At 49.3% G+C, this 21256-nt stretch carries 23 protein-coding genes; 20 read left to right on the forward strand and 3 right to left on the reverse strand.

Translation table 11 applies throughout. The features are described 5' to 3' along the window. Positions 1 to 54 precede the first annotated feature (54 nt). From ntrB to coq7, 4 genes are all read left to right on the forward strand, one after another. The gene (ntrB, locus tag ACXX82_RS12825; protein WP_458563992.1) at positions 55 to 849 is read left to right on the forward strand and encodes a nitrate ABC transporter permease; all 795 of its coding nucleotides are present in this window, start codon (positions 55 to 57) and stop codon (positions 847 to 849) included. 163 nt (positions 850 to 1012) lie between these two features. Continuing rightward, positions 1013 to 1825: an ABC transporter ATP-binding protein gene (locus ACXX82_RS12830; protein WP_458563044.1), complete on the forward strand. Its 813-nt coding sequence runs from the start codon at positions 1013 to 1015 to the stop codon at positions 1823 to 1825. 96 nt (positions 1826 to 1921) lie between these two features. Next, the gene (locus ACXX82_RS12835; RefSeq protein WP_458563045.1) at positions 1922 to 2761 is read left to right on the forward strand and encodes a DUF3025 domain-containing protein; all 840 of its coding nucleotides are present in this window, start codon (positions 1922 to 1924) and stop codon (positions 2759 to 2761) included. 59 nt (positions 2762 to 2820) lie between these two features. Then, positions 2821 to 3447, forward strand: coding sequence for a 2-polyprenyl-3-methyl-6-methoxy-1,4-benzoquinone monooxygenase (gene coq7, locus ACXX82_RS12840; RefSeq protein WP_322235282.1), 627 nt, complete (start codon positions 2821 to 2823; stop codon positions 3445 to 3447). 147 nt (positions 3448 to 3594) lie between these two features. Here the strand turns inward: coq7 and ACXX82_RS12845 are convergent, their stop codons facing one another. Beyond that, entirely contained in the window at positions 3595 to 4041 is a 447-nt protein-coding gene (locus ACXX82_RS12845) for an OsmC family protein (RefSeq protein ID WP_323505868.1), read from the reverse strand. A gap of 663 nt (positions 4042 to 4704) precedes the next feature. On the opposite strand from ACXX82_RS12845, the gene rplM reads away from it, so the two are divergent. The 7 genes from rplM to erpA all read left to right on the forward strand — a co-directional run bounded on the left by rplM (position 4705) and on the right by erpA (position 8861). Further along, on the forward strand, positions 4705 to 5133 hold the full coding sequence (gene rplM / locus ACXX82_RS12850) for a 50S ribosomal protein L13 (protein ID WP_108442890.1): 429 nt from the start codon (positions 4705 to 4707) through the stop codon (positions 5131 to 5133). 9 nt (positions 5134 to 5142) lie between these two features. Further along, complete coding sequence (gene rpsI, locus ACXX82_RS12855) at positions 5143 to 5535, forward strand: 30S ribosomal protein S9 (RefSeq protein ID WP_108442889.1); 393 nt, start codon at positions 5143 to 5145, stop codon at positions 5533 to 5535. Between the two features lie 453 nt (positions 5536 to 5988). After that, on the forward strand, positions 5989 to 7026 hold the full coding sequence (argC, locus tag ACXX82_RS12860; protein ID WP_322235288.1) for an N-acetyl-gamma-glutamyl-phosphate reductase: 1038 nt from the start codon (positions 5989 to 5991) through the stop codon (positions 7024 to 7026). A gap of 91 nt (positions 7027 to 7117) precedes the next feature. Further along, positions 7118 to 7594, forward strand: a complete 477-nt coding sequence (locus ACXX82_RS12865; RefSeq protein WP_458563046.1) for a DUF6776 family protein — start codon at positions 7118 to 7120, stop codon at positions 7592 to 7594. A 6-nt stretch (positions 7595 to 7600) separates the two neighbouring features. Continuing rightward, the gene (locus ACXX82_RS12870; RefSeq protein WP_458563047.1) at positions 7601 to 7813 is read left to right on the forward strand and encodes a hypothetical protein; all 213 of its coding nucleotides are present in this window, start codon (positions 7601 to 7603) and stop codon (positions 7811 to 7813) included. 93 nt (positions 7814 to 7906) lie between these two features. Beyond that, complete coding sequence (locus ACXX82_RS12875; protein WP_323505865.1) at positions 7907 to 8356, forward strand: bactofilin family protein; 450 nt, start codon at positions 7907 to 7909, stop codon at positions 8354 to 8356. A 145-nt stretch (positions 8357 to 8501) separates the two neighbouring features. After that, positions 8502 to 8861 (forward strand): iron-sulfur cluster insertion protein ErpA, encoded by a 360-nt coding sequence (gene erpA, locus ACXX82_RS12880; RefSeq protein WP_322235297.1) that lies wholly within the window; start codon positions 8502 to 8504, stop codon positions 8859 to 8861. 168 nt (positions 8862 to 9029) lie between these two features. Here the strand turns inward: erpA and ACXX82_RS12885 are convergent, their stop codons facing one another. Both ACXX82_RS12885 and ACXX82_RS12890 read right to left on the reverse strand, forming a co-directional pair. After that, the gene (locus ACXX82_RS12885; RefSeq protein ID WP_458563048.1) at positions 9030 to 10193 is read right to left on the reverse strand and encodes an anhydro-N-acetylmuramic acid kinase; all 1164 of its coding nucleotides are present in this window, start codon (positions 10191 to 10193) and stop codon (positions 9030 to 9032) included. 94 nt (positions 10194 to 10287) lie between these two features. Continuing rightward, entirely contained in the window at positions 10288 to 11646 is a 1359-nt protein-coding gene (locus ACXX82_RS12890; RefSeq protein ID WP_458563049.1) for a M23 family metallopeptidase, read from the reverse strand. 352 nt (positions 11647 to 11998) lie between these two features. Between ACXX82_RS12890 and tyrS the strand changes: the two genes are divergently transcribed. From tyrS to mraZ, 9 genes are all read left to right on the forward strand, one after another. Beyond that, the gene (gene tyrS / locus ACXX82_RS12895) at positions 11999 to 13270 is read left to right on the forward strand and encodes a tyrosine--tRNA ligase (RefSeq protein WP_458563050.1); all 1272 of its coding nucleotides are present in this window, start codon (positions 11999 to 12001) and stop codon (positions 13268 to 13270) included. Positions 13271 to 13343: 73 nt separating this feature from the next. Beyond that, complete coding sequence (dtd, locus tag ACXX82_RS12900; RefSeq protein WP_322235306.1) at positions 13344 to 13805, forward strand: D-aminoacyl-tRNA deacylase; 462 nt, start codon at positions 13344 to 13346, stop codon at positions 13803 to 13805. 123 nt (positions 13806 to 13928) lie between these two features. Beyond that, the gene (locus tag ACXX82_RS12905) at positions 13929 to 14588 is read left to right on the forward strand and encodes a histidine phosphatase family protein (protein WP_458563051.1); all 660 of its coding nucleotides are present in this window, start codon (positions 13929 to 13931) and stop codon (positions 14586 to 14588) included. Between the two features lie 189 nt (positions 14589 to 14777). After that, positions 14778 to 16055 carry a GGDEF domain-containing protein gene (locus ACXX82_RS12910; RefSeq protein WP_458563052.1) on the forward strand — a complete coding sequence of 426 codons (1278 nt, stop codon included), beginning with the start codon at positions 14778 to 14780 and terminating at the stop codon, positions 16053 to 16055. A 145-nt stretch (positions 16056 to 16200) separates the two neighbouring features. Beyond that, positions 16201 to 17214, forward strand: coding sequence for a tRNA dihydrouridine synthase DusB (gene dusB / locus ACXX82_RS12915; RefSeq protein ID WP_458563053.1), 1014 nt, complete (start codon positions 16201 to 16203; stop codon positions 17212 to 17214). Positions 17215 to 17436: 222 nt separating this feature from the next. Further along, positions 17437 to 17670, forward strand: coding sequence for a Fis family transcriptional regulator (locus tag ACXX82_RS12920; protein ID WP_205322319.1), 234 nt, complete (start codon positions 17437 to 17439; stop codon positions 17668 to 17670). A 195-nt stretch (positions 17671 to 17865) separates the two neighbouring features. After that, the gene (gene purH, locus ACXX82_RS12925) at positions 17866 to 19431 is read left to right on the forward strand and encodes a bifunctional phosphoribosylaminoimidazolecarboxamide formyltransferase/IMP cyclohydrolase (RefSeq protein ID WP_322235317.1); all 1566 of its coding nucleotides are present in this window, start codon (positions 17866 to 17868) and stop codon (positions 19429 to 19431) included. A gap of 241 nt (positions 19432 to 19672) precedes the next feature. After that, positions 19673 to 20215 carry a crossover junction endodeoxyribonuclease RuvC gene (gene ruvC, locus ACXX82_RS12930; RefSeq protein ID WP_322235320.1) on the forward strand — a complete coding sequence of 181 codons (543 nt, stop codon included), beginning with the start codon at positions 19673 to 19675 and terminating at the stop codon, positions 20213 to 20215. 607 nt (positions 20216 to 20822) lie between these two features. Further along, entirely contained in the window at positions 20823 to 21251 is a 429-nt protein-coding gene (gene mraZ, locus ACXX82_RS12935; RefSeq protein WP_322240388.1) for a division/cell wall cluster transcriptional repressor MraZ, read from the forward strand. The last annotated feature ends 5 nt before the right edge of the window (positions 21252 to 21256 follow it).

The raw sequence follows: 21256 nt of genomic DNA on the forward strand, positions 1-21256 counted from the left end.
GCAGCAACGATGGCAGAAACCGAACCTGAGATCATGAAGTTATCGGCCAGAACGATGCGCCGCCGCTCTACCATGAGTCCGGGTCTAACGGCGGTCCTTGCACCGTTATTTGGCCTGGCATTTATGATTCTGGTATGGCAATTGATCGCGATCAATAATAGCCAGTTTCCTACGCCGATGGTGACGTTGAAGGAGGCGATAAAATTATTTTCTGATCCGTTTTATCGCACGAGTCCCAATGATCAGGGGATCGGCTGGAATATTCTGGCGTCTTTACAGCGCGTGGGAATTGGATTCGGTCTGGCCGCTTTGGTCGGGATTCCACTGGGTTTCATCATTGGGCGTTTTAAGTTTATGTCCAGTATGTTCGGACCGATTATCAGCTTGCTGAAACCGGTTTCTCCTTTGGCCTGGTTACCGATTGGTTTACTGGTTTTCAAGTCAGCCAATCCGGCCGCCATCTGGTCGATTTTCATTTGCTCAATCTGGCCGATGGTGATCAACACCGCAGTGGGCGTTCAACGTGTGCCGCAGGATTATATGAACGTCGCGCGCGTACTAAATTTATCCGAATGGAAGATCGTCACCAAGATACTTTTCCCCTCGGTTTTGCCGTACATGCTGACGGGTGTGCGGCTAGCGATAGGGACGGCGTGGTTAGTGATTGTCGCCGCCGAAATGTTGACTGGTGGAGTCGGTATCGGGTTCTGGGTGTGGGATGAATGGAATAATTTAAACGTTCCTCATATCATCATTGCGATTGTCGCGATCGGCGTGGTTGGGCTCCTGTTGGAACAGCTTCTGGTGGCGCTGGCGAAGGCGTTTACTTACGAGGAAGTCAGTACCTGATTGGATGTATAGACTCGAAGGATTGGCTGATGAATTGCAGCGGTAGCCGATCCTTCGAGTTCTGCTCCGGGTTATCAATAGACAGTAATAACTATGTGGTTTAAATACTGCATATAGATAACTGCAAAGCATCGACACAAAACATCGAAACAAGGGGAAAAAAATGGCACTCCGTGACGAAAAATTTATTGATATTCATCAGGCCGAAATGGTGTTTCACACGCGCAAAGGTGACTTCCACGCGTTACGTGAAATTAATCTGACAGTGCAAAAAGGTGAGTTCGTCACACTGATTGGCCACTCAGGATGTGGCAAGTCAACTTTGCTTAATCTCATTGCCGGCCTGTTGCAGCCGAGCACTGGTGTTTTGTTATGTGCAAATCGTGAAATTGCCGGACCATCGCCTGAGCGCGCTGTCGTGTTTCAAAATCATTCTTTGTTGCCATGGCTGAGTTGTTACGAAAATGTATTTCTCGGCGTTGAGCGGGTATTTTCTGCAACTGAAAATAAGGCCAGACTGAAAGATCGCACTAACGCAGCATTGGCGCTAGTCGGTTTGGCGACGTCGGCGCAAAAACGTCCGAATGAAATTTCGGGTGGTATGAAGCAGCGAGTCGGCATCGCTCGGGCCTTGGCAATGGAACCCAAAGTGTTGCTGATGGATGAGCCGTTCGGTGCCTTGGATGCATTGACGCGCGCCCACCTCCAAGATGAGTTGCTGAAAATCGTTGCGAAAACTGAGTCGACGGTGGTGATGGTGACGCATGACGTTGATGAGGCTGTATTGCTTTCTGATCGGATCGTCATGATGACCAATGGACCTGCAGCAACCATCGGTGAAATTGTCGATGTACGCTTGCCGCGCCCGCGTGACAGAGTGATACTCGCTCAGGATGCGTTATATGCAGAATACAGAACCACTGTGTTGGAGTTCTTATATCGCAAGCAAGTCCGCTCCACGGAACAGGCAGCCTGATCAACGACAAAAACAGCGATCGGCGACGCCATTCATAAACGGTTGATATGTAAACAGTTGAATGCGTGGCGCAGCGCCCTGTAAAATGTGGGCAAAATGCCCACCACGCCCTTATCCTCAGCAGAACACTTCCTTGATGTCATCGACTGGCGACAGCCTTGGCTCGCACCACTGCGTGCGTGCGGTGCGCTAATCGGCATCCACGACTGGCGTTTGGCGATTAACACCATTGCGGGCGAGCGCGATGTACGCAATCATCGCGGCTTCCCGATTGTTTTTGTGCCGCAAGCGGCTTTACCTTCTGCCACTGCCTATGAAGCCTTCATTGGCGAGACAGGCAGCGTACCGACGCGTGAAAATTTGCATGATTTTTTTAATGCATTGATATGGCTATCGTTCCCGCTGAGCAAAGCGCGTCTGAATGCGCTGCAAGCAACTGAATTGTCCAAGGCTGGTACGTTATCGGGCAGCGGTAAACTACGTGGCGTAGCGCGCGACGCGGCGACTATTTTTGATGAGAATGCTGCCTTTCTGGTGGTGCGCGAAGGTCCCGTCGGTGGCATATTGGTTGCGGCGCTGAGAGAGCACCATTGGTCCGAGGCTTTCGTTTCACAACGCCCGACCTTTAGTGCCGCCGATGCGCAGGTGTGGCTGTTCGGGCATGCGTTAGTGGAAAAACTGGTCAATCCCTATAAAGCCATTACTGCGCACACGTTCATATTGGTCGCGCCCGATAGTTTTTTTTCGCAAGACATTAACGCGAGAAGAAGCTGGATTGATCAACGTATCGCAGCACATTTAGTGGCGCACGGGATGACCATTGGCCAACTCACGCCATTGCCGGTGCTTGGAGTACCGGACTGGTGCGCCAATCAGGATCAAGCGTTTTATGATGATGTCGCCGTGTTTCGACCAAAACGCAGGCAGGTGTTGTAGGAAATCACTGCGCCGCCTGATAAAATCAGGTCATTACATTCGATGAGTGCGCAATAATTATGCAATTCTTAGACAAAGTGATTGTTGATTTCGATCGTGCCTTGCGGGTGATGGGTGGCATTGCATCAGCATCGCGTCCTAACCCCGCATCGCAAGTAGTTGACGTTGTATTGGACGCCGATCAGCAGCGTCACAGCGCCGGTTTGATGCGCGTTAATCATGTCGGTGAAGTCTGCGCGCAAGCGCTGTATGACGCACAAGGTCGATTTGCACAAGCGCAAACCGTCAAACAACAATTTGCAGAAGCTGGGCGCGAAGAAGAAGATCATTTGGCCTGGACAGCAGAGCGTTTGCGTGAACTAGGATCGCATATCAGTTTGCTGAACCCGCTCTGGTATGTCGGCGCATACGCTCTGGGAACCGTCGCTGCGCGATTGGGAGATGCACGCAGTCTTGGGTTTGTTGCTGAAACAGAGCGCCAGGTTGAGGCACATCTGACCAGTCATCTGACTGAATTGCCAGAACAAGATGCAAAATCGCGTGCAATCGTGATCAAAATGCGGGAGGACGAAATGTCGCATGGAGCCGCTGCTAAAGCCTTGGGAGGGACGGATCTTCCGTTGCCTGCGAAAAAGGCAATGCAGGTCATGTCGAAGGTCATGACGAGCATTGCTTATTATATTTAGCGCAAATGTTGTGGGTAGACGGACTTGTTCAGTTCGGCGGGAGAGTGAGGTATGACGACACTTTTACCGGAACGCCGCACCTTTTGCCTTACTTTGCCATTCATTAGTTGAGTTGAACCTTGCTGGTCTTCCCGCCCGATTTCTCGCTTAACTGGTTGGCGGAAGCTCTGCCAAATCGTCGACGATCTCATAAGAGTGTGTCATTTCCGCCATCTTTTCCAGCATGATCGATGCTGAGCAATATTTTTCATGCGACAACTTAATAGCACGTTCCACGACGTTTGGTTTCAGGTTACGGCCACGTACGGTGAAATGGAAATTAATCTTGGTAAATACTTTAGGGTCTTTTTCGGCCCTTTCGGACGTCATCTTGACCTCGCAACCGCGAATATCTTGCCCGCTTTTCCGCAGGATGAGTACGACATCGTAGGCGGTGCAGCCGCCAGTCCCGGCCAATACTAGTTCCATCGGGCGCGGTGCCAGGTTACGACCGCCGCCATCGGGTGCGCCGTCCATCGTTACTGCGTGACCTGAGCCTGTCTCAGCCAAAAACGTCATGCCGGACAAGCCTGTCCAGCGTACTGTGCATTCCATATGTTCTCGCTGAATATGTAAAAGATGGCGCTAGTTTAACTGCTCTTGTTGTTTGTGGTTTGACGATGAGCGCATTGATCTGGCCTGCGCGGTAATAAAACAAGCAAAAAAGATAAAATGTTGCGTCGCATCATTTTATCTTTAGAGAAACGTATATGGTTAGAAAAAAAATGAGCAATATGAACTATGCGGATGGGTTATCTATAGATAAAACTTGCAAATTTGAGTACAAATTTAATTTGTAGTTTTGTTCTTGCGCTGCACAATTTCGTCTGCTAGTATGGATTGATTGGTTGTTGCTTTCGAAGCTGGCGACCAACAATGTCTCCTCCACTCTCCTCGTAGTGTGGATTCAAACCCGAAAAAGCTGTTTCGGGTTTTTTTTTGCTAGCTGTATAAATGTACTTCGCCTCCCTACAAGCCGCTTGCAGCGGCCAAAATTACAACAGTTTCGTGCGCTGCTTGGGAAAACTCGGTAGTTACATCAATGAATTTGACGCCAAGTCCTTGAAAACGTTATAATTTACGACTTTTCCGTTTGCTCAGGAAAAGATTACAAGGCAGAGTCTGGCGTTAAAAGCAACACAACAGCACCAATATTGCGGTGCGGTTGATAGTGCCGGAACCACCATTTGAGCAAATTAAACTAGTTAGGAAGTCAACATGAAAACTTTTTCCGCTAAAGGACATGAAGTCCAGCGTAATTGGTACGTGGTTGACGCGACGGACAAAGTCCTCGGACGTGTTGCCAGCGAAGTGGCACTCCGATTGCGCGGCAAACACAAACCTGAATTTACTCCGCACGTCGACACTGGCGATTTCATCGTCGTTATCAACGCTGGCAAATTGCGTGTAACTGGCGCAAAAGCAACCGACAAGACGTATTTCCGTCACTCCGGTTACCCAGGCGGTATCTACGAAACCAATTTCCAGAAAATGCAACAGCGTTTTCCAGGTCGTGCGCTAGAAAAAGCGGTCAAGGGCATGTTGCCTAAAGGCCCGCTTGGCTACGCCATGATCAAGAAGCTGAAAGTGTACGCAGATGGTTCCCATCCGCACGCTGCGCAGCAACCACTAGTACTTGAACTCTAAGGAATCGACATGATCGGTAACTATAATTACGGAACCGGCCGTCGCAAGAGTGCAGTTGCGCGCGTCTTCATCAAGTCCGGCTCAGGTCAAATCATCGTCAACGGCAAGCCAGCGAATGAGTATTTTTCGCGCGAAACCGGTTTGATGGTTATTCGTCAACCATTGGTCCTGACTAACAATGTCGAAACTTTCGACATCAAAGTCAATGTCAGCGGTGGCGGCGAGTCTGGTCAAGCTGGCGCGGTGCGCCACGGCATCACTCGTGCATTGATCGACTACGACGCAACTTTGAAACCAGAACTGTCAAAAGCTGGCTTCGTAACACGTGATGCACGTGAAGTTGAGCGTAAAAAAGTCGGTCTGCGCAAAGCACGTCGGGCAAAACAATTCTCGAAGCGTTAATATTTGCTTCTGGAATCAAGAAAAACCGCCTGGCTTACGCCCGGCGGTTTTTTTTTACTTGTGTGGATCGGATTGTAGAAGCAACATAATATTTTGCAGTCGGAAAAAAGCAGCAAACGTGTGCGTGAGATGGTTATCCAGTGCAAAAAAAAGGCCTTGGTATGGCCGTATTAGTATCTCAACTAAGTACTGGTTAATATACCAATTAAGTTGCCAGATAATTCTCCGACGGGCGCAATTTGAAGTTGTCGCTTAATATTTTGCCTAATTTCACAGGGTAAATGTCGGTCTATGGAAAGTTGTTTCTACGAGGCTGCTAAAATGCAGCGTTATTCCAATCTTTCGGCGCTACTCGCGTAGATAGAGGGTGATAATTTGGAATTAATGTGCAATCAAATGTTATAACGGGTTGGCACTCATGTTGCCGTATTGTTTTCATGCAAGGACAAAAAAATGATTAAGGTTGGAATTGTTGGTGGCACTGGATATACCGGTGTCGAGTTGCTGCGTTTGTTAGCAACCCATCCTCAAGTGCAACTTATGGCGGTCACCTCACGAAAAGAGGATGGAACGCCGATTGCTGACATGTATCCGTCTTTGCGCGGCCGCATTGCGTTGTCCTTTTCAAGCCCTGAAAATGCCCACCTGGAAGCATGCGATGTCGTATTCTTTGCAACCCCGCACGGCGTCGCGATGGCGCAAGCGCCGGCGTTGCTGGCAGCAGGCGTTAAAGTCATCGATCTGGCTGCAGATTTCCGGTTGCAGGACACGGCAGTATTTGAAAAATGGTACAAACTATCGCACAACTGCCCTGATTTGCTGAGAGAAGCAGTTTACGGCTTGCCGGAGTTGAATCGTGCAGCGATTAAAGAGGCGCGTATTGTCGGCAATCCCGGTTGCTATCCAACGACTATGCAGTTGGGACTCGCGCCGCTGCTAAAAGCCGGAGTAATTGATGCTTCAAATCTCATTGCCGATTGTAAATCAGGCGTTTCGGGAGCTGGTCGTAAAGCGGAGGTGGCAATGTTATTCTCCGAGGCGAGTGACAATTTCAAAGCTTACGGTGTATCGGGTCATCGACATTTACCCGAGACGCTGGAACAGTTGTCCAAGCTAACGAAAGATAAAGTTGGCTTGCTGTTCACACCGCATCTGGTGCCTATGATTCGTGGCATGCACTCCACGATATACACACGTCTGAATCAAAAAATCGATAACGTTGCGTTGCAAGCGCTGTTTGAAGATACTTACAAAGATGAGCCTTTCGTTGATGTGATGCCTTTTGGTGCGCATCCCGAGACGCGCTCCACACGCGGATCGAATATGTTGCGTATTGCATTGCATCGTCCGAATGATGGCGATACCGTCGTGGTGCTTGTGGTTCAGGATAATCTGGTGAAGGGGTCATCTGGTCAGGCCGTTCAATGTATGAATTTGATGTTCGGTCTGGAAGAGACGACCGGTTTGATGCACGTTCCTGTCATGCCATGACGGCGGGGGATTATCAGCGCGGGAAATCTTTCGTCTTGGTGCGATGAAGAAGACGTTATGGCGACGACGGATGTCGATTTCAGCGCCCAAAATGAGTGTCAAAAGTCATTTTCCATGGCCGTTGAAAATTGTTTCTTTAGTGGTGATGATTGGAGTAGCGGTCGCGCTAACGTTTTGGGTCTATGAATCCGGTCGAAAATCTGCTGGCGCTCATATGAGCGCTGCCGAGAGTACGCGTACCGTGTCCGAACTAAAATCACAGGTTGTCGAGCTGAGCGCAGAGCGAGATCGTTTTTCCAGCGTTGTAAATGCATCGGAGAGCCAGTCGAATATTGCGCAGGCAACGCAAGTCCAGCTAAGTAAGCAGATCGCAACGCTGGAAGCGAATAATGCCAAACTGAAAGAGGATTTGGCATTTTTCGAGGGCTTGCTACCCACAGCCACTGGCGGAGATGGTATTGCGATCCAGCGCTTGAGTCTTCAGTTAATGTCGCCGACACAGTTGCGTTACCGCGCTTTGATTATGCAAGGTGGCAAAGTAGGGCGGGATTTTATTGGCGACGTTTAGATAATTGTGACTTTAACAGTGCGCGGCAAGAGCGTCGTGTTGTCCTTTCCGGAGCAAAATACGAATACAGTGGAGAAAGCGGGCTTTCAGCTCGACTTCAAATATTATCAGCGTGTTGACGGTGTATTAACGCTCCCGGATGGCGCGGTGGTTAAAACGTTGCAAGCAAAAGTACGCCAAAGAGGTAGGGTTCTTGCTCAGCAAACCGCAGATATTTAGCGTGGTCTTGTTTCTATTGTTCGCTCCGTTAATATGGCGCAGTATAGTAGCTCTGGGAAATATACTACTACCCGTTGGCATCAGAGGAATCACATGTTTAACCGTAAAGCAAAAAGCACAATCGATAGTTTGATTGGTGCAATGACAAGTATTCATGGCGATGTGCACTTCAAGGGTGGTCTGCGCATTGATGGGCACATTAAAGGAAATATTCTGGCCGAAGAGGGTTTAAGCTCGATGCTGGTGATTTCAGAGAAGGCTAAAGTAGAAGGCGAGATACGGGTTGCGCATCTGGTGGTCAACGGTGAGATAGTTGGAAACGTTTACTCTTCTGAGCTGCTTGAATTACAGCCAAAAGCCCGCATAACTGGAGATGTAAGTTACAAAGTGCTTGAAATGCACAGCGGCGCACTGGTGAGTGGAAAGTTGACGCATGATCAAGTGACTGAACCAGCGTTAAAGTTGCTGGAAACGCGCGTAGTGCCTCAGATTGCGCAAACGTTATCGATACCCGAGTTACCGAATGGCACAGAGGCCGCATAAAAAATGTGACTTAGCGTATAAGTAGATTCGGGTATGCGTAAAGAGTAGTGTAAATAACGGGCTTTAGTGGTGGCGATGCGACAATCTGCATGATTGCTGCTAAAAGTCTATAATGACGTATTGTATGTTCCCGCAGGAGCTAGAAATGAATGCTGTCGCTGAAATCCAAGACGTTGTATCCCCGATTCTTTTTTCTGATAGTGCGGCCTCGAAAGTGGCGCAACTAATCGAGGAAGAGGGCAATCCAGATTTAAAATTGCGCGTTTTTGTGCAAGGTGGTGGTTGCTCCGGCTTCCAATATGGTTTCACATTTGATGAAATCGTCAATGAAGATGACACTACCATGAGCAAGAACGGCGTCCAGTTATTGATTGACTCCATGAGTTATCAATATTTGGTTGGTGCTGAAATTGACTACAAAGACGATCTTGAAGGCGCGCAATTCGTCATCAAAAATCCAAATGCGACCACTACTTGCGGTTGCGGATCGTCCTTTTCAGCTTAGTTTTAGTGTTGAATTGTGTGGAAAACGGCTACATGAAAATGTCTGGCTGATTGATCGCCCAATTTGCAATCATTTTGGTCGTCAAGAAATCAAAAGACACTTAAGTTATTAACTTAAGTGTCTTTTTGTATGTGCCCCAGTCACTCTACAGTTGGTGTTTGGAGTACGTTATCCCGCTGGATACAGTGCTCCCAAAATACGTGGTCCGACCGCACCAGTCACAGCGGGGAGATTTCCAGGTAGTCGCAGATCAAAACGTTGGGCTAACCAAGCGAACGCTAACGCTTCCACGTGATTCGGTGCAATACCGAGCGCTTCCGTCGATTCTACCTGGACCACTAAACCACGTTTTCCCAGTGCGCGGCCTAACATCTGCATGAGATAAGGGTTATAGGCACCGCCTCCGCAAACGACGACCAACTTGACGTCGGGGGCGTGTAATGCAATTGCGTCGGCGATAGTTGAGGCGGTTAGAGCGGCCAGCGTAGCCTGTACATCCGCAGGTGAAAACTGTGGGAATAGCGATAGTTTTGCTGCTAACCAAGCTTCATGAAACAGGTCGCGGCCGGTACTTTTCGGTGGCGGCAGAGCAAAGTAAGGCTCGTCAAGACAGGCTTTTAAGAGTAACGGGATTACAGTGCCGCCAGCCGCCCACGCGCCATTTTCATCGTAATCCTTGCCTTGGTTCAGCTTTACCCATAGATCCATTAATACGTTGCCAGGGCCGGTGTCAAAGCCGATATCGAGAGCGTTTCCTCCCTCCTTGGTTTGTTGGCGCAGGATGCTGATATTCGCCACGCCACCAATGTTGACAACCACGCGGGTTTCCGCAGGATTGGCAAACACGGCTTGGTGGAAGGCTGGCACCAAAGGCGCGCCTTGACCGCCAGCGGCAATATCGCGGCTACGAAAATCAGCAATCACGTCGATTCCGGTAAGTTCGGCCAATAGTGAGGGATTGTTGGTTTGGCGGGTAAAGCCCAACTCTGGTCGATGGCGGATAGTTTGACCGTGCACACCAATAGCACGCACTTGATCGGCGCGCAGACCAGCATCGATCAATAGGCGTTCCACGCAGGCAGCGCAGTGTGTTGCTAACGTATTGGCGACCAGCGATTCACGCTCAATTTCATTGTCGCCAGCTTGTTGCAACGTCATTAACTCCCTGCGTAACGCTGCAGAAAAAGGCACATAGGCTGACGCCAGCGTTGTTGCCCGATGTTGGTTGACGACATCGTTCGGGAATGACGCCATGACACCGTCGATGCCATCCAGGCTAGTGCCCGACATCAGACCAATGAATAAAGTGGTATTCGCGTTGTGCGTAGTCATAAAAACCCCGTTGTTGGACCACCTGATTTTACAAGGACTGATCCATCAACGGGCTTTTTGAGTTGCCGGAAGGCTTAATAAACTATTGCAACCGTCAGGATTTAGCCGCTATTGGGGCAATTTTATTGAGTGCGGTCTTCGTATCTGGCTGTAGCAGGTCGAAGCGATGTGACATATCGTTTGCTACAGCGCGAAAACGTTGAAGCTTCGGACCAGCGAGCGCTTGCATCGTTGGCGCAACGACGGTCATCGGATCGAGTGGTTTATCGGCGACACGGTATTCGTAATGCAAATGTGGTCCGGTAGCCCATCCAGTCATACCAACATAGCCGACGACGTCGCCTTGACTGATTTTGCTGCCACGGCGGAAACCTGTTGCGAAGCGGCTCATGTGCGCATAAACGGTGGAAACATTGCCAGCATGTTTAAGGATTACCACATTACCGTAGCCATTTTGCACACCGACGAAATCAACTACGCCATCACTTGCTGCATGGATAGGCGTTCCGGTTGGGGCCGCAAAATCGACGCCGCTATGCATTTTCCAGCCACCCAAAATCGGGTGCGTACGCATGGAAAATCCTGAAGAAATACGAGTGAACGCCAATGGAGATTTTAAAAATGCTTGCTTCAGTGACGAGCCGTCAAAGCCATAATAGCCACCGCCTTGCGTGCTCTTGGCATCGTCAAACCAGACTGCCTGAAAAGTTTTCCCGCCGTTGACGAATTCGCCTGCGAGTATGCGGCCAGCACGCACAAACTGGCCGTTTTGCCAAAAAGTCTCGTAGGCAACGTTAAACCGATCACCACGCTTCAGGTCGGACGAAAAATTAATGTTGGTGCCGAACATATCGATGATCTGGGCCGAAACCGTATCGGGAATTTCTGCATCATCGGTCGCTGCAAATAGTGATGAGCGGATGACGCCAGAATGCATTTCAATGCGTTTTTCTAAGTTGGAGGTTTCTTCTGTGGCACTAAATTTGTCACCGTTGCGCGTTACTATCAGATTTTTAGGCGCATCTCCGTCTGTACGGGTAGCGCGCATCCACTGTAAATCGCCTTCAGTATCGGTTTGAGCCTGTACCATGCTGCCCGGCTTGAGGCGTAACATGTTGCGAGCGATAGCATCGGATTTAATAAAATTTGCAGCGGCGGCGTCGTTAATGCCAAGTCGGGTCATCAGAGCGGCTAATGTATCGCCCGCACGCATTTTATCTTCGGCGACGTAGAGGTGATCCTGGGATTCTAGCGCAGTGACTTGCTGCTGTAGACTTGGCAGCTTGAGTTCTTCTGCGATGGCTCTGACGTGAATATCAGAACTCTCTGGCGTGATCGGTGATACTCCAGCAGCGCCGAAGGCGCAGACGACGAGAAACAAGGCGGAAGCCGAAACAATGCGGGTTTTACGTGATGAACCAGTCAACAGCTTTAAGCTGGGACGAATGTTCATGAATTTATCTTTAAAGGACATGGAGCTATACGTTAAAATTTGCCGTTTGTACCGATTCTCGTTAATGTTCTTGTGTTGACAGACACTATGGCAGGGGTTTTAGGGAATCGAGGATTATATCAGATCACAATTTGCCAGTAATAAAAATGTCAAATAATTAACTTTTCGAGTTCTTTCAGGTATTACATGGACCTTTTATCCGACGTGAGCGCCGTTGTGAGCGTCAACTTCGTATTCGCTTTGTTTGAGCTTTGTTATTACGCTTTGTAATTGAGTTTCGTCGCTGAACTTTGCCGTCCAGCTTAATGCACTAAATTTTAGAACTTACTAGGCTACACACAAGAAATAAACTATGTCTTTATCCCCAAATACCACGCCTGCGTTGTCTGCGAACGCAGCACCCGAAAACAAAACACTGATCCTTTCCGATAAGGTACAGGAAGCATTGGCTATCGCCAAACGCGGTACGGAGGAGCTGCTGATTGAAGCGGATTTTGCACGCAAATTGCAGCGCTCGGAGCAAACGGGTAAGCCTCTTCGGATTAAACTCGGACTCGATCCCACCGCGCCGGATTTACATCTTGGTCACACCGTCGTTCTCAACAAGATGCGTCAGTTGCAGGATCTGGGTCATCAGGTCATCTTCCTGATTGGTGATTTTACCTCGATGATCGGTGACCCATCAGGGCGCAACATCACGCGTCCGCCATTGACACGTGAACAGATCGAAGAAAACGCCAAGAGTTATTTTGCCCAGGCCAGCCTGGTGCTGGACGGAGAGCGCACCGAAATTCGCTACAACTCGGAGTGGTCCGATAAGTTGGGCGCGCGCGGCATGATTCAGTTATCGGCCAAATACACAGTCGCCCGGATTCTGGAGCGAGAAGACTTTACCAAACGCTATAAGGCTGGTACGCCGATTTCTGTGCACGAGCTGCTTTACCCTTTGATGCAAGGTTACGACTCTGTTGCGTTGGAATCCGATCTCGAATTAGGTGGCACTGACCAAAAATTCAATCTGCTGGTCGGGCGCGAACTGCAAAAAGATTATGGACAAGAGCCGCAATGTATTCTCACCATGCCGCTGTTGGAAGGCTTGGATGGCATCGAAAAAATGTCGAAATCCAAGGGAAATTACATCGGCATTACAGAACCCGGCAACACCATGTTCGCAAAAATCATGAGTATTTCGGATGTCATGATGTGGCGTTATTATGAGTTGCTGTCGTTTAAATCGCTGGCCGATATCGCGGGATATAAGGCGCAAGTTGCTGGCGGTCAGAATCCGCGTGATATCAAGGTCGCACTGGCCCAGGAAATCGTAGCCCGTTTTCACAACCAGCAAGCGGCAGAAGACGCGCTTGCCGATTTCAACAATCGGGCCAAAGGGGGAATTCCAGACGATATCCCGGAAGTCAGCATTAGTGGCGCACCGATGGGTATTGGCCAGTTACTCAAGCAAGCCAATTTGTGTCCATCCAGTTCTGAAGCTTTACGCATGGTGGAGCAAGGCGGGGTGCGGATTGATGGCGTGGTGATTAGTGATAAAGCATTGAAAGTTGATGCCGGTACACTCGTAGTTCAGGTGGGAAAGCGTAAATTTGCACGTGTCACTTTGCGCTAAGTCCGATCCTTACACAGCGTTGTAAAGCGAGCGTTTTACAACCTGATTAATTTTTAATGCAAGGCGGCTTAATTTGATCGGACTCATTCAGCGCGTAAGTGATGCCAGCGTGGTGGTCGATTCAGTGACTATCGGAAGGATTGATGTCGGACTCATGGTGCTGGTGTGCGCTGAGCGAGGCGATACGGAAAAACAGGCCGATGCGTTACTGACAAAAATACTCGGTTATCGCGTATTTTCCGATGCTGCTGGCAAGATGAATCGCAGCGTCATTGACGTTGCCGGTGGATTGTTGTTAGTGCCGCAATTCACCTTGGCTGCGGATACTAACTCGGGAACGCGCCCATCCTTTACACCCGCCGCAACGCCGGATGACGGTCGGCGCTTGTTCAGTTATTTCGTGACCCAAGCCGCGACCAGGCATGCGGACGTTGCGACAGGTTTATTCGGTGCCGATATGAAAGTGACGCTGACGAATGATGGCCCTGTGACGTTTTGGCTGCAAATTAAGCCGCCGACGGTGACGGTTGCTTGATTTTCTGCGACTGATCGAACGTGTTGTGAGCAAAAGGTAATAAATTGGAGAGCGTGTTTCAGGTTTTTTTTGCATGATATTCAGAAGCACTATTCCACGTAGTACGGATTCCAACAGGCGCGCATGCAGACCACAGAAATTTTATTGATTCGCCACGGCGAAACAGACTGGAATAAAGACAAGCGGCTACAAGGGCACCTCGATATTGCGCTTAATGCGGAAGGTCAGCGCCAAGCGCAAGCACTTAGCGCTTGTTTGGCTGAGTTGACGTTGGATGCTGTTTTTTCGAGTGACTTGCAGCGCGCTCGCGACACTGCTCAACCGTTGGCAGCACAGCATGGATTGACGCTGGACGTTCATGCTGACCTAAGGGAACGTTGTTATGGCGTGATGGAGGGATTGCGACGTCCTGAAATTGCAGAGCGCTACCCGGAGGCTTTTAATGCATTGAATACACGGGAATTGGATGTGCGTTATCCGCCCGGTGTCAATGTGGCTGAGACGCTAAACGAGTTTTCGGAGCGCGCAATGGGTGCAATGCAACGGATACTTGGCAACACCAGCCACCGTAGGATTGCTATCGTCAGCCACGGAGGATTTCTCGATTGTATTTATCGCCATATTGAGAATAGGACGACGAGAGAGATGCGAAAGTTCGATATTTTGAATGCCAGTATCAATCGCCTTGTATGGACCGGCGCGCAACTAAAACTGGTCGACTGGGGCGATGTCAGCCATTTAAGGTATTTGAATAACATTGCTCTGGATGAGATAGATCGTTAAGTCATTGATCGCCAAACAATCGGTTCGTTGTTCCGCATGATGAAATGTAAATGTGACGTTCTTTCGGTTGTTCCTGACAAGCATCTCAATGCGTAAGTTGGTTAGTACGCACGGTAATATCCGCCAATTAGACCAATTGTTTGTGCTAATCTTCTCGAGTGGGATCACCATAAAACATTCGGGGCTAGCATGAAATTCAGTTTGTTTTCCTCCTGTGCGCAACGCGCAGCTGCTGTGCTCCGCGCATCTGGACTTAGTCCGCCCGGCGCACCGCTCGTGGCGGCGGATGACAGCCTGTTGCAGCCGTCAAATGTTGCCTTACTTGATACAGAGCGCCGCAATGCAGAGCGTCTCTCTACAGAGCGTCTCCATACCGAGCGTCAAAAATTAAATGGCGTGCTGCATCAATTATTGCGCGAGTCCGCTCAAGGAAGCGGGGATCGCAAAAGTTTGCAGCGCGTTTGTGAAGTGATTTTATCGGCAACAAAAAAATTGCGTCTGGTGTGGATTGGGTTTTGTCCCGACGATGCCGCGGCGATGATTGTGCCGGTCGCGTTCACGGGGCCGTCTATGGCCGAATCTTCTACATGGGCTTTGCCCAAAGATAGTTTCGATTTTATTGCCCCTTACACCCAGGTTGTTGATTGGCACGCCGCGCAAGAGTCTGAATTTCACGCATTATTTTCGCCTTGGCAGCACAATCAACAGTACTGTTCGGTGACTAATGCTTTAGCGATTCCTTTGCGCGCAGAAAAGTCCAAAATGCGTGGCATGATTGTGTTTTATGCCGATGATTCTTGCTATTTTAATGATATTGGAATGGCTTCATTTCAGGGCCTTGCACATATTTGTGAAGTGATCTGGAAGCAATCTCATCTCACCTTTCTGCTTACTCAACATGCGCGTCTGGATCGCTTGACCGGATTATTGAACCGGCAAAGAATCGCGCGTGCGTTTGAGCGCAATGCCGCCCTCAGCGCCAAGGTCAATTCGACCCAAGCTTTATCAATCATATACTGCTGTTTACATGATTTTAACAAGCTTAGTGCTTTGTACGGATGGGTCGCCGCCGACAATATGCTGGCTTCTTTTGCCAAGGCGACGCTGTCCCAGATGCGGGAGAAAGATCAGGGAGGCCGATGGGGTAGTACCGAATTTTTGTACGTATTGCCCGGCGCAGATGCTGCGTTGGCGGAAGATTTGATGATGGCGTTTATTACCTATTTCAAGGAGTCGCCAGTCGTCGCAGATAATTGGTCGATTCGCATGGGGTTTTCGGTCGGCGCGGCGACTTACGGGATTGACGGTACTGGATTAGATGAGTTGTTGCAGCATGCGAGCCAAAATATGCGCAATTCGGCGACACCAACTGTGGCTTATGACAGTCCAGCATATAAAGATGTCGTGCGATGGCGCACTGCTGCGTCTGTACTCAATACGTCTTCTGAGTCTGGTCCGTCAGAATGATGCCTGATGGAATGAATTACCACAATAATTGAAATAATCAGGTTTGCAGGGAGGACGACCATCACAATTTAGCGCGATTATTCTCATTCGCGATAAAATATGGTCTTTCTACGTTTAACGCTCATCTTGCGCGACCTACATTGCCGTGAATATTGGCCCGTACCTGCTCCGTAATAATATCTTTGTAGCACCGATGGCGGGTGTTACAGATCGCCCTTTTCGACAACTTTGCAAAGAGTTAGGGGCGGGCTATGCAGTTTCCGAGATGGCAGCATCTAATCCGCGCCTATGGAAGACTGAAAAAACCTCACGCCGCATCAATCACGATGGTGAGATGGCACCTCGGGCAGTTCAGATTGCCGGTGCTGACCCGGTCATGATGGCGGAGTGCGCCAAATACAACGTTGATCACGGCGCTCAGGTGATTGATATCAATATGGGCTGCCCGGTCAAAAAAGTGTGCAACAGCTGGTGTGGGTCGGCTTTATTGCAAGATGAAAAATTGGTGGTGCGTATTTTGGAGGCGGTAGTGGCAGCGGTTGATGTGCCCGTGACATTAAAGTTTCGCACCGGCTGGGATCGTCTTAATAAGAACGCCCTGAATATCGCGCGCCTGGCTGAAGAGAGTGGAATCGCCATGTTAACGTTGCATGGAAGAACCCGGGCCGATGCGTATCGCGGCGATGCCGAGTACGTCACTATCGCGGCTGTGAAGGCTGCGGTGTCGATTCCAGTGGTCGCAAATGGTGACATTACGACCCCTGAGAAGGCACGTCAGGTATTGGAAATGACCAAGGCTGATGCCATTATGATTGGTCGCGCCGCGCAAGGGCGACCATGGATATTTCGGGAGATTGACCATTATTTGCGGACGGGAACGTATTTGCCAGCGCCGTTGGTTAGCGAGGTCCAGCAGTTAATGGCCGAACATTTACGGGCGCATTATAGTTTTTATGGCCCGTATTTAGGTGTCCGGACTGCGCGCAAACACATCGGTTGGTACGTTCGTGATCTGGCGGGTGGCGAAGAGTTTCGTCAGCGTATGAATTTGCTGGAAGATTGCGAGCAACAGCTTGCTGCGGTAAATAGCTTTTTTGAAATGCAGTTTGCGCATGGCGAGCGGTTACAATACGGTGTAGTAGCGCAGATGGCTGCTTGAAAAAAAGTGCTTGGATCAGCGTGACCATTGAGTAAAAGACTATGCGAACATCGTCAGTATTGTGAAAAATGCGGCCTGGATAAGATAAAAACACCACAAAAATACGACAAAAATATCGATTAAAGCAAGCCGAAACCGAGATTGAAGCCAAGATCGGATCGTGCTGGCTATGTGTTTTAGTCAAGTTAATAACCTCTAAGAATTAAAACAGCAAAGCGAAGAATGAGCAAAGAAAGTATTCAGGACGTTGTCAAGAAAAGCCTTGAGAAGTATTTTAAGGATTTGGGCGAGCAACCGCCGACCAATGTATATGACATGGTGATTTCCACCGTCGAAAAACCGGTGCTGGAAGCCGTCATTGCGCGCGCCGAGGGAAACCAGTCGCACGCGGCTGAGATGCTGGGAATTAATCGCAATACATTGCGTAAGAAACTACAGCAGCACGGTTTATTGTAATTTTTTCATCTCGAAACGAGCAAAACAAAAAGGTGTGGCAGATGCCGCAGGGCCGCGAACGTTTATATCCGCGTACAAGCAGCCATCCCTGCATGGCTGGTGACTAGCAAATCGCCCCGCACTGGTATCACGCCGACACATGCTGCTTTGTTTGTTCATTATTGTTAGCAACGTATTATTTCCCGAGTTCCCACCATGATTAAGCAAGCCCTCATATCTGTCTCCGACAAGACTGGCATTATCGAATTTTCCCGCGAGCTGATTGCATTGGGTGTAAATATTCTGTCGACCGGCGGCACTGCCAAGCTTTTGGCTGAAAACGGTATCAAGGTGACCGAAGTGGCAGATCACACCGGCTTTCCAGAAATGCTGGACGGACGCGTGAAGACCTTGCATCCTAAGGTGCATGGTGGCATTTTAGCCCGGCGTGATTTCCCGGCGCATGTCAGCGCATTGGCTGAGCATCAGATACCGCTCATCGATATGGTGGTGGTCAATCTCTATCCTTTTCAGCAAACTATTGCAAAAGACCAATGCACATTGGAAGATGCGATTGAGAACATCGACATCGGCGGCCCCGCCATGTTGCGTTCGTCCGCTAAAAATCATAAAGATGTGATCGTGCTGTGCGATCCAACCGACTACGCCAGGGTCTTGACCGAGTTGAAGGCGAATGAGGGCGAGGCGACTTATGAGACCAAATTTACGTTGGCGAAGAAGGTTTTCGCACACACTGCCCAATACGATGGCGCAATCACCAACTACTTCACTTCTCTTGGTGAAGATAAGCAGCACGTGACGCGTAGCGCATATCCAACCACGCTCAATTTGCATTTCGAAAAAGTACAAGAAATGCGTTATGGTGAAAATCCACACCAATCAGCGGCGTTTTATCGCGACATTCAACCGATTGAAGGCGCGCTGGCGAATTATCGTCAATTGCAGGGAAAAGAACTATCCTTCAACAACATCGCCGATGCCGATGCTGCGTGGGAATGTGTAAAGAGTTTCGACGAAACGGCTTGTGTCATCGTAAAACATGCGAATCCATGCGGTGTGGCGGTTGGCACGTCCACGTTAGAGGCTTACAGTAAAGCATTGCAAACCGATCCGACCTCGGCTTTCGGCGGCATTATTGCGTTTAATCAACAGGTCGACGGTAATGCGGCTGAAGCAGTCGCCAAACAATTTGTTGAAGTCGTCATTGCGCCATCGTTTACGGATCAAGCCAAGCAAATTTTCGCTGCCAAACAAAATGTTCGCGTTTTGGAAATTCCACTCGGTAACGCACGTAATATCCATGACATTAAGCGTGTCGGTGGCGGCTTGCTGGTGCAAGCACCAGATGCAAAAAATGTTACCTTGGCAGAAATCAAGGTAGCCAGCAAAAAACAACCGACTCCTCAACAGTTGCAAGACCTGATGTTTGCCTGGCGCGTTGCCAAGTTCGTTAAATCGAACGCCATTGTTTTTTGTGGAAATGGCATGACGCTGGGTGTTGGCGCTGGTCAAATGAGTCGGGTCGATTCTGCACGCATCGCATCGATCAAAGCCCAAAACGGCGGGTTGTCGCTGGTCGGCTCGGCGGTTGCTTCAGACGCGTTCTTCCCGTTCCGTGATGGCCTCGATGTTGTTGTTAACGCTGGCGCCACCTGTGTGATTCAGCCAGGTGGTTCGATGCGCGACCAGGAAGTGATTGATGCTGCCGATGAACATGGCGTCGTCATGCTATTGACTGGCATTCGCCATTTCCGTCATTAAGTTGCCGCTAACAAGTTGCTGTAACCGACTAAGTTAATCGACTAAGTTAATCCGAGATAGCAACAAGGTAGTTGTTATAAACTTCGCAGCCATCTTGACCGGTCGTTTTATCCGGTCTGGTTGGCTGTAATCAATGAGCGTATTCAGCGGGCACGAAGGCCTGGCTTGAGTTTTCGCACGACGATTTATCGATCCGTATGATTTACACAGATAGAAGCTTTGCTGAGGTAGTCCGTTAACTATGAGAATCCTCGGTATTGATCCCGGTTTGCGTACCACTGGCTTTGGCGTTATTGACAAGCAAGGACACAAACTTGCCTACGTGGCATCCGGCACGATCAAGACACCGGACGCCAGTTTGCCGGAGCGTCTGAAAGTTATTTTGGCCAGTGTCTCCGAAGTGGTAAAGACTTATTCGCCGGACTGCTCGGCAATAGAGATCGTTTTTGTTAATGTAAATCCACAATCCACGCTGCTACTGGGTCAGGCCCGTGGTGCTGCAATTTGCGCGCTGGTTAGTGCTGATTTACCTGTCGCCGAATATACCGCTTTGCAAATCAAGCAAGCGGTAGCGGGGCACGGTAAAGCACAAAAGCAACAAGTCCAGGATATGGTCCAACGTTTACTGTCTCTGCCGGGTTTGCCGGGGACTGATGCTGCCGACGCCCTGGCCGTAGCGATTTGTCATGCGCACTCGGGGGACGCACTTGCAGCACTGGCGGCGCTTGCACCCTCGTTGGCGAAAAAAGGATTACGTGTAAAGGGTGGTCGTTTGATCGGGTAAATACCTTCGGTGTACTCAGGGCACTGGAAAGCGATACGACCGTCATTTTTTTGCCGAATTGGTGATAATCTTATTTTTGCAATATCGTTTTAATCTTGGCTTCAGTTTACCTTAATGTGTTTTTCTTCATGCTTTTTCTATTTTTTTCGCTATCCCAAAATCTGACTTCTTCCTCTGTCCTTTTTACCCTCCCAATTTGAATTGCTTATTGACTCGGTGCACCTGCGATGAACTCTTCTTTTCGAGTTTGTGTCCAGTTGTGGTCAAAATCCGAATTGCATTAGTCAAAAAATGCACAATTTAAGAGCGCATAAGACGCCACTAAACACATGTGTTTATCTCATAAGAAACTTTTATAGTATTCGGTAAGTCCTTCATTAATAGAGGTATTTGGTTTTTTGTGGTTTCGAGGTTTTGTCGGCAAAGTTACGCTAAGTCATTGACTTTACACAAAAATTTGCAATTTACATGGACTAAATGGCTTGACCTCTTATAAGGCATACTCTAAAGTGGGTGGCAGTGTGAAAAAGTGTGTTTTTGTGGGGCGTTTTTGTTGCTCATAAAAACATTTTTTGCGCTGTTCACAGTATTCAACAAGGAGTCTGCGGTGTTTCAGGGTGCGTCAGCATTAAATCTCGATGCGAAAGGACGGATGTCAGTACCGTCAAAGCATCGTGACGCGCTGACCGTTCAATGCGAGGGTCGCCTGACCGTCACCAAACACCCGCACGGCTGCCTGCTTCTATTTCCACGTCCGACATGGGAGACCCACCGCGAGAAAATAGCGGCGTGGCCAATGTCGGCGCGTGCCTGGCAACGTATTTTTCTTGGAAATGCTTCTGATGTTGAACTCGATTCTGCCGGGCGCATTTTGATCGCTCCGGAATTACGCGTCGCAGTTGGTCTATCGCGAGAAGTAATGTTGTTAGGTATGGGAAGCCATTTCGAGATTTGGGATGCAGCCAAACTGGCTGAAAGCGAGTCGCAAGCAGTTGCGGCTGGCATGCCCGATGTTTTAAGTAACTTTTCATTCTGACGGCG

Source organism: Glaciimonas sp. GNP009 (genome assembly GCF_054343755.1).

Coding starts and splice junctions, on each gene's coding strand:
- ntrB (WP_458563992.1), top strand. CDS start 55: ATGCGCCGCCGCTCTACCATGAGTCCGGGTCTAACGGCGGTCCTTGCA.
- ACXX82_RS12830 (WP_458563044.1), top strand. CDS start 1,013: ATGGCACTCCGTGACGAAAAATTTATTGATATTCATCAGGCCGAAATG.
- ACXX82_RS12835 (WP_458563045.1), top strand. CDS start 1,922: ATGCCCACCACGCCCTTATCCTCAGCAGAACACTTCCTTGATGTCATC.
- coq7 (WP_322235282.1), top strand. CDS start 2,821: ATGCAATTCTTAGACAAAGTGATTGTTGATTTCGATCGTGCCTTGCGG.
- ACXX82_RS12845 (WP_323505868.1), bottom strand. CDS start 4,041: ATGGAATGCACAGTACGCTGGACAGGCTTGTCCGGCATGACGTTTTTG.
- rplM (WP_108442890.1), top strand. CDS start 4,705: ATGAAAACTTTTTCCGCTAAAGGACATGAAGTCCAGCGTAATTGGTAC.
- rpsI (WP_108442889.1), top strand. CDS start 5,143: ATGATCGGTAACTATAATTACGGAACCGGCCGTCGCAAGAGTGCAGTT.
- argC (WP_322235288.1), top strand. CDS start 5,989: ATGATTAAGGTTGGAATTGTTGGTGGCACTGGATATACCGGTGTCGAG.
- ACXX82_RS12865 (WP_458563046.1), top strand. CDS start 7,118: ATGAGTGTCAAAAGTCATTTTCCATGGCCGTTGAAAATTGTTTCTTTA.
- ACXX82_RS12875 (WP_323505865.1), top strand. CDS start 7,907: ATGTTTAACCGTAAAGCAAAAAGCACAATCGATAGTTTGATTGGTGCA.
- erpA (WP_322235297.1), top strand. CDS start 8,502: ATGAATGCTGTCGCTGAAATCCAAGACGTTGTATCCCCGATTCTTTTT.
- ACXX82_RS12885 (WP_458563048.1), bottom strand. CDS start 10,193: ATGACTACGCACAACGCGAATACCACTTTATTCATTGGTCTGATGTCG.
- ACXX82_RS12890 (WP_458563049.1), bottom strand. CDS start 11,646: ATGAACATTCGTCCCAGCTTAAAGCTGTTGACTGGTTCATCACGTAAA.
- tyrS (WP_458563050.1), top strand. CDS start 11,999: ATGTCTTTATCCCCAAATACCACGCCTGCGTTGTCTGCGAACGCAGCA.
- ACXX82_RS12905 (WP_458563051.1), top strand. CDS start 13,929: ATGCAGACCACAGAAATTTTATTGATTCGCCACGGCGAAACAGACTGG.
- ACXX82_RS12910 (WP_458563052.1), top strand. CDS start 14,778: ATGAAATTCAGTTTGTTTTCCTCCTGTGCGCAACGCGCAGCTGCTGTG.
- ACXX82_RS12920 (WP_205322319.1), top strand. CDS start 17,437: ATGAGCAAAGAAAGTATTCAGGACGTTGTCAAGAAAAGCCTTGAGAAG.
- purH (WP_322235317.1), top strand. CDS start 17,866: ATGATTAAGCAAGCCCTCATATCTGTCTCCGACAAGACTGGCATTATC.
- ruvC (WP_322235320.1), top strand. CDS start 19,673: ATGAGAATCCTCGGTATTGATCCCGGTTTGCGTACCACTGGCTTTGGC.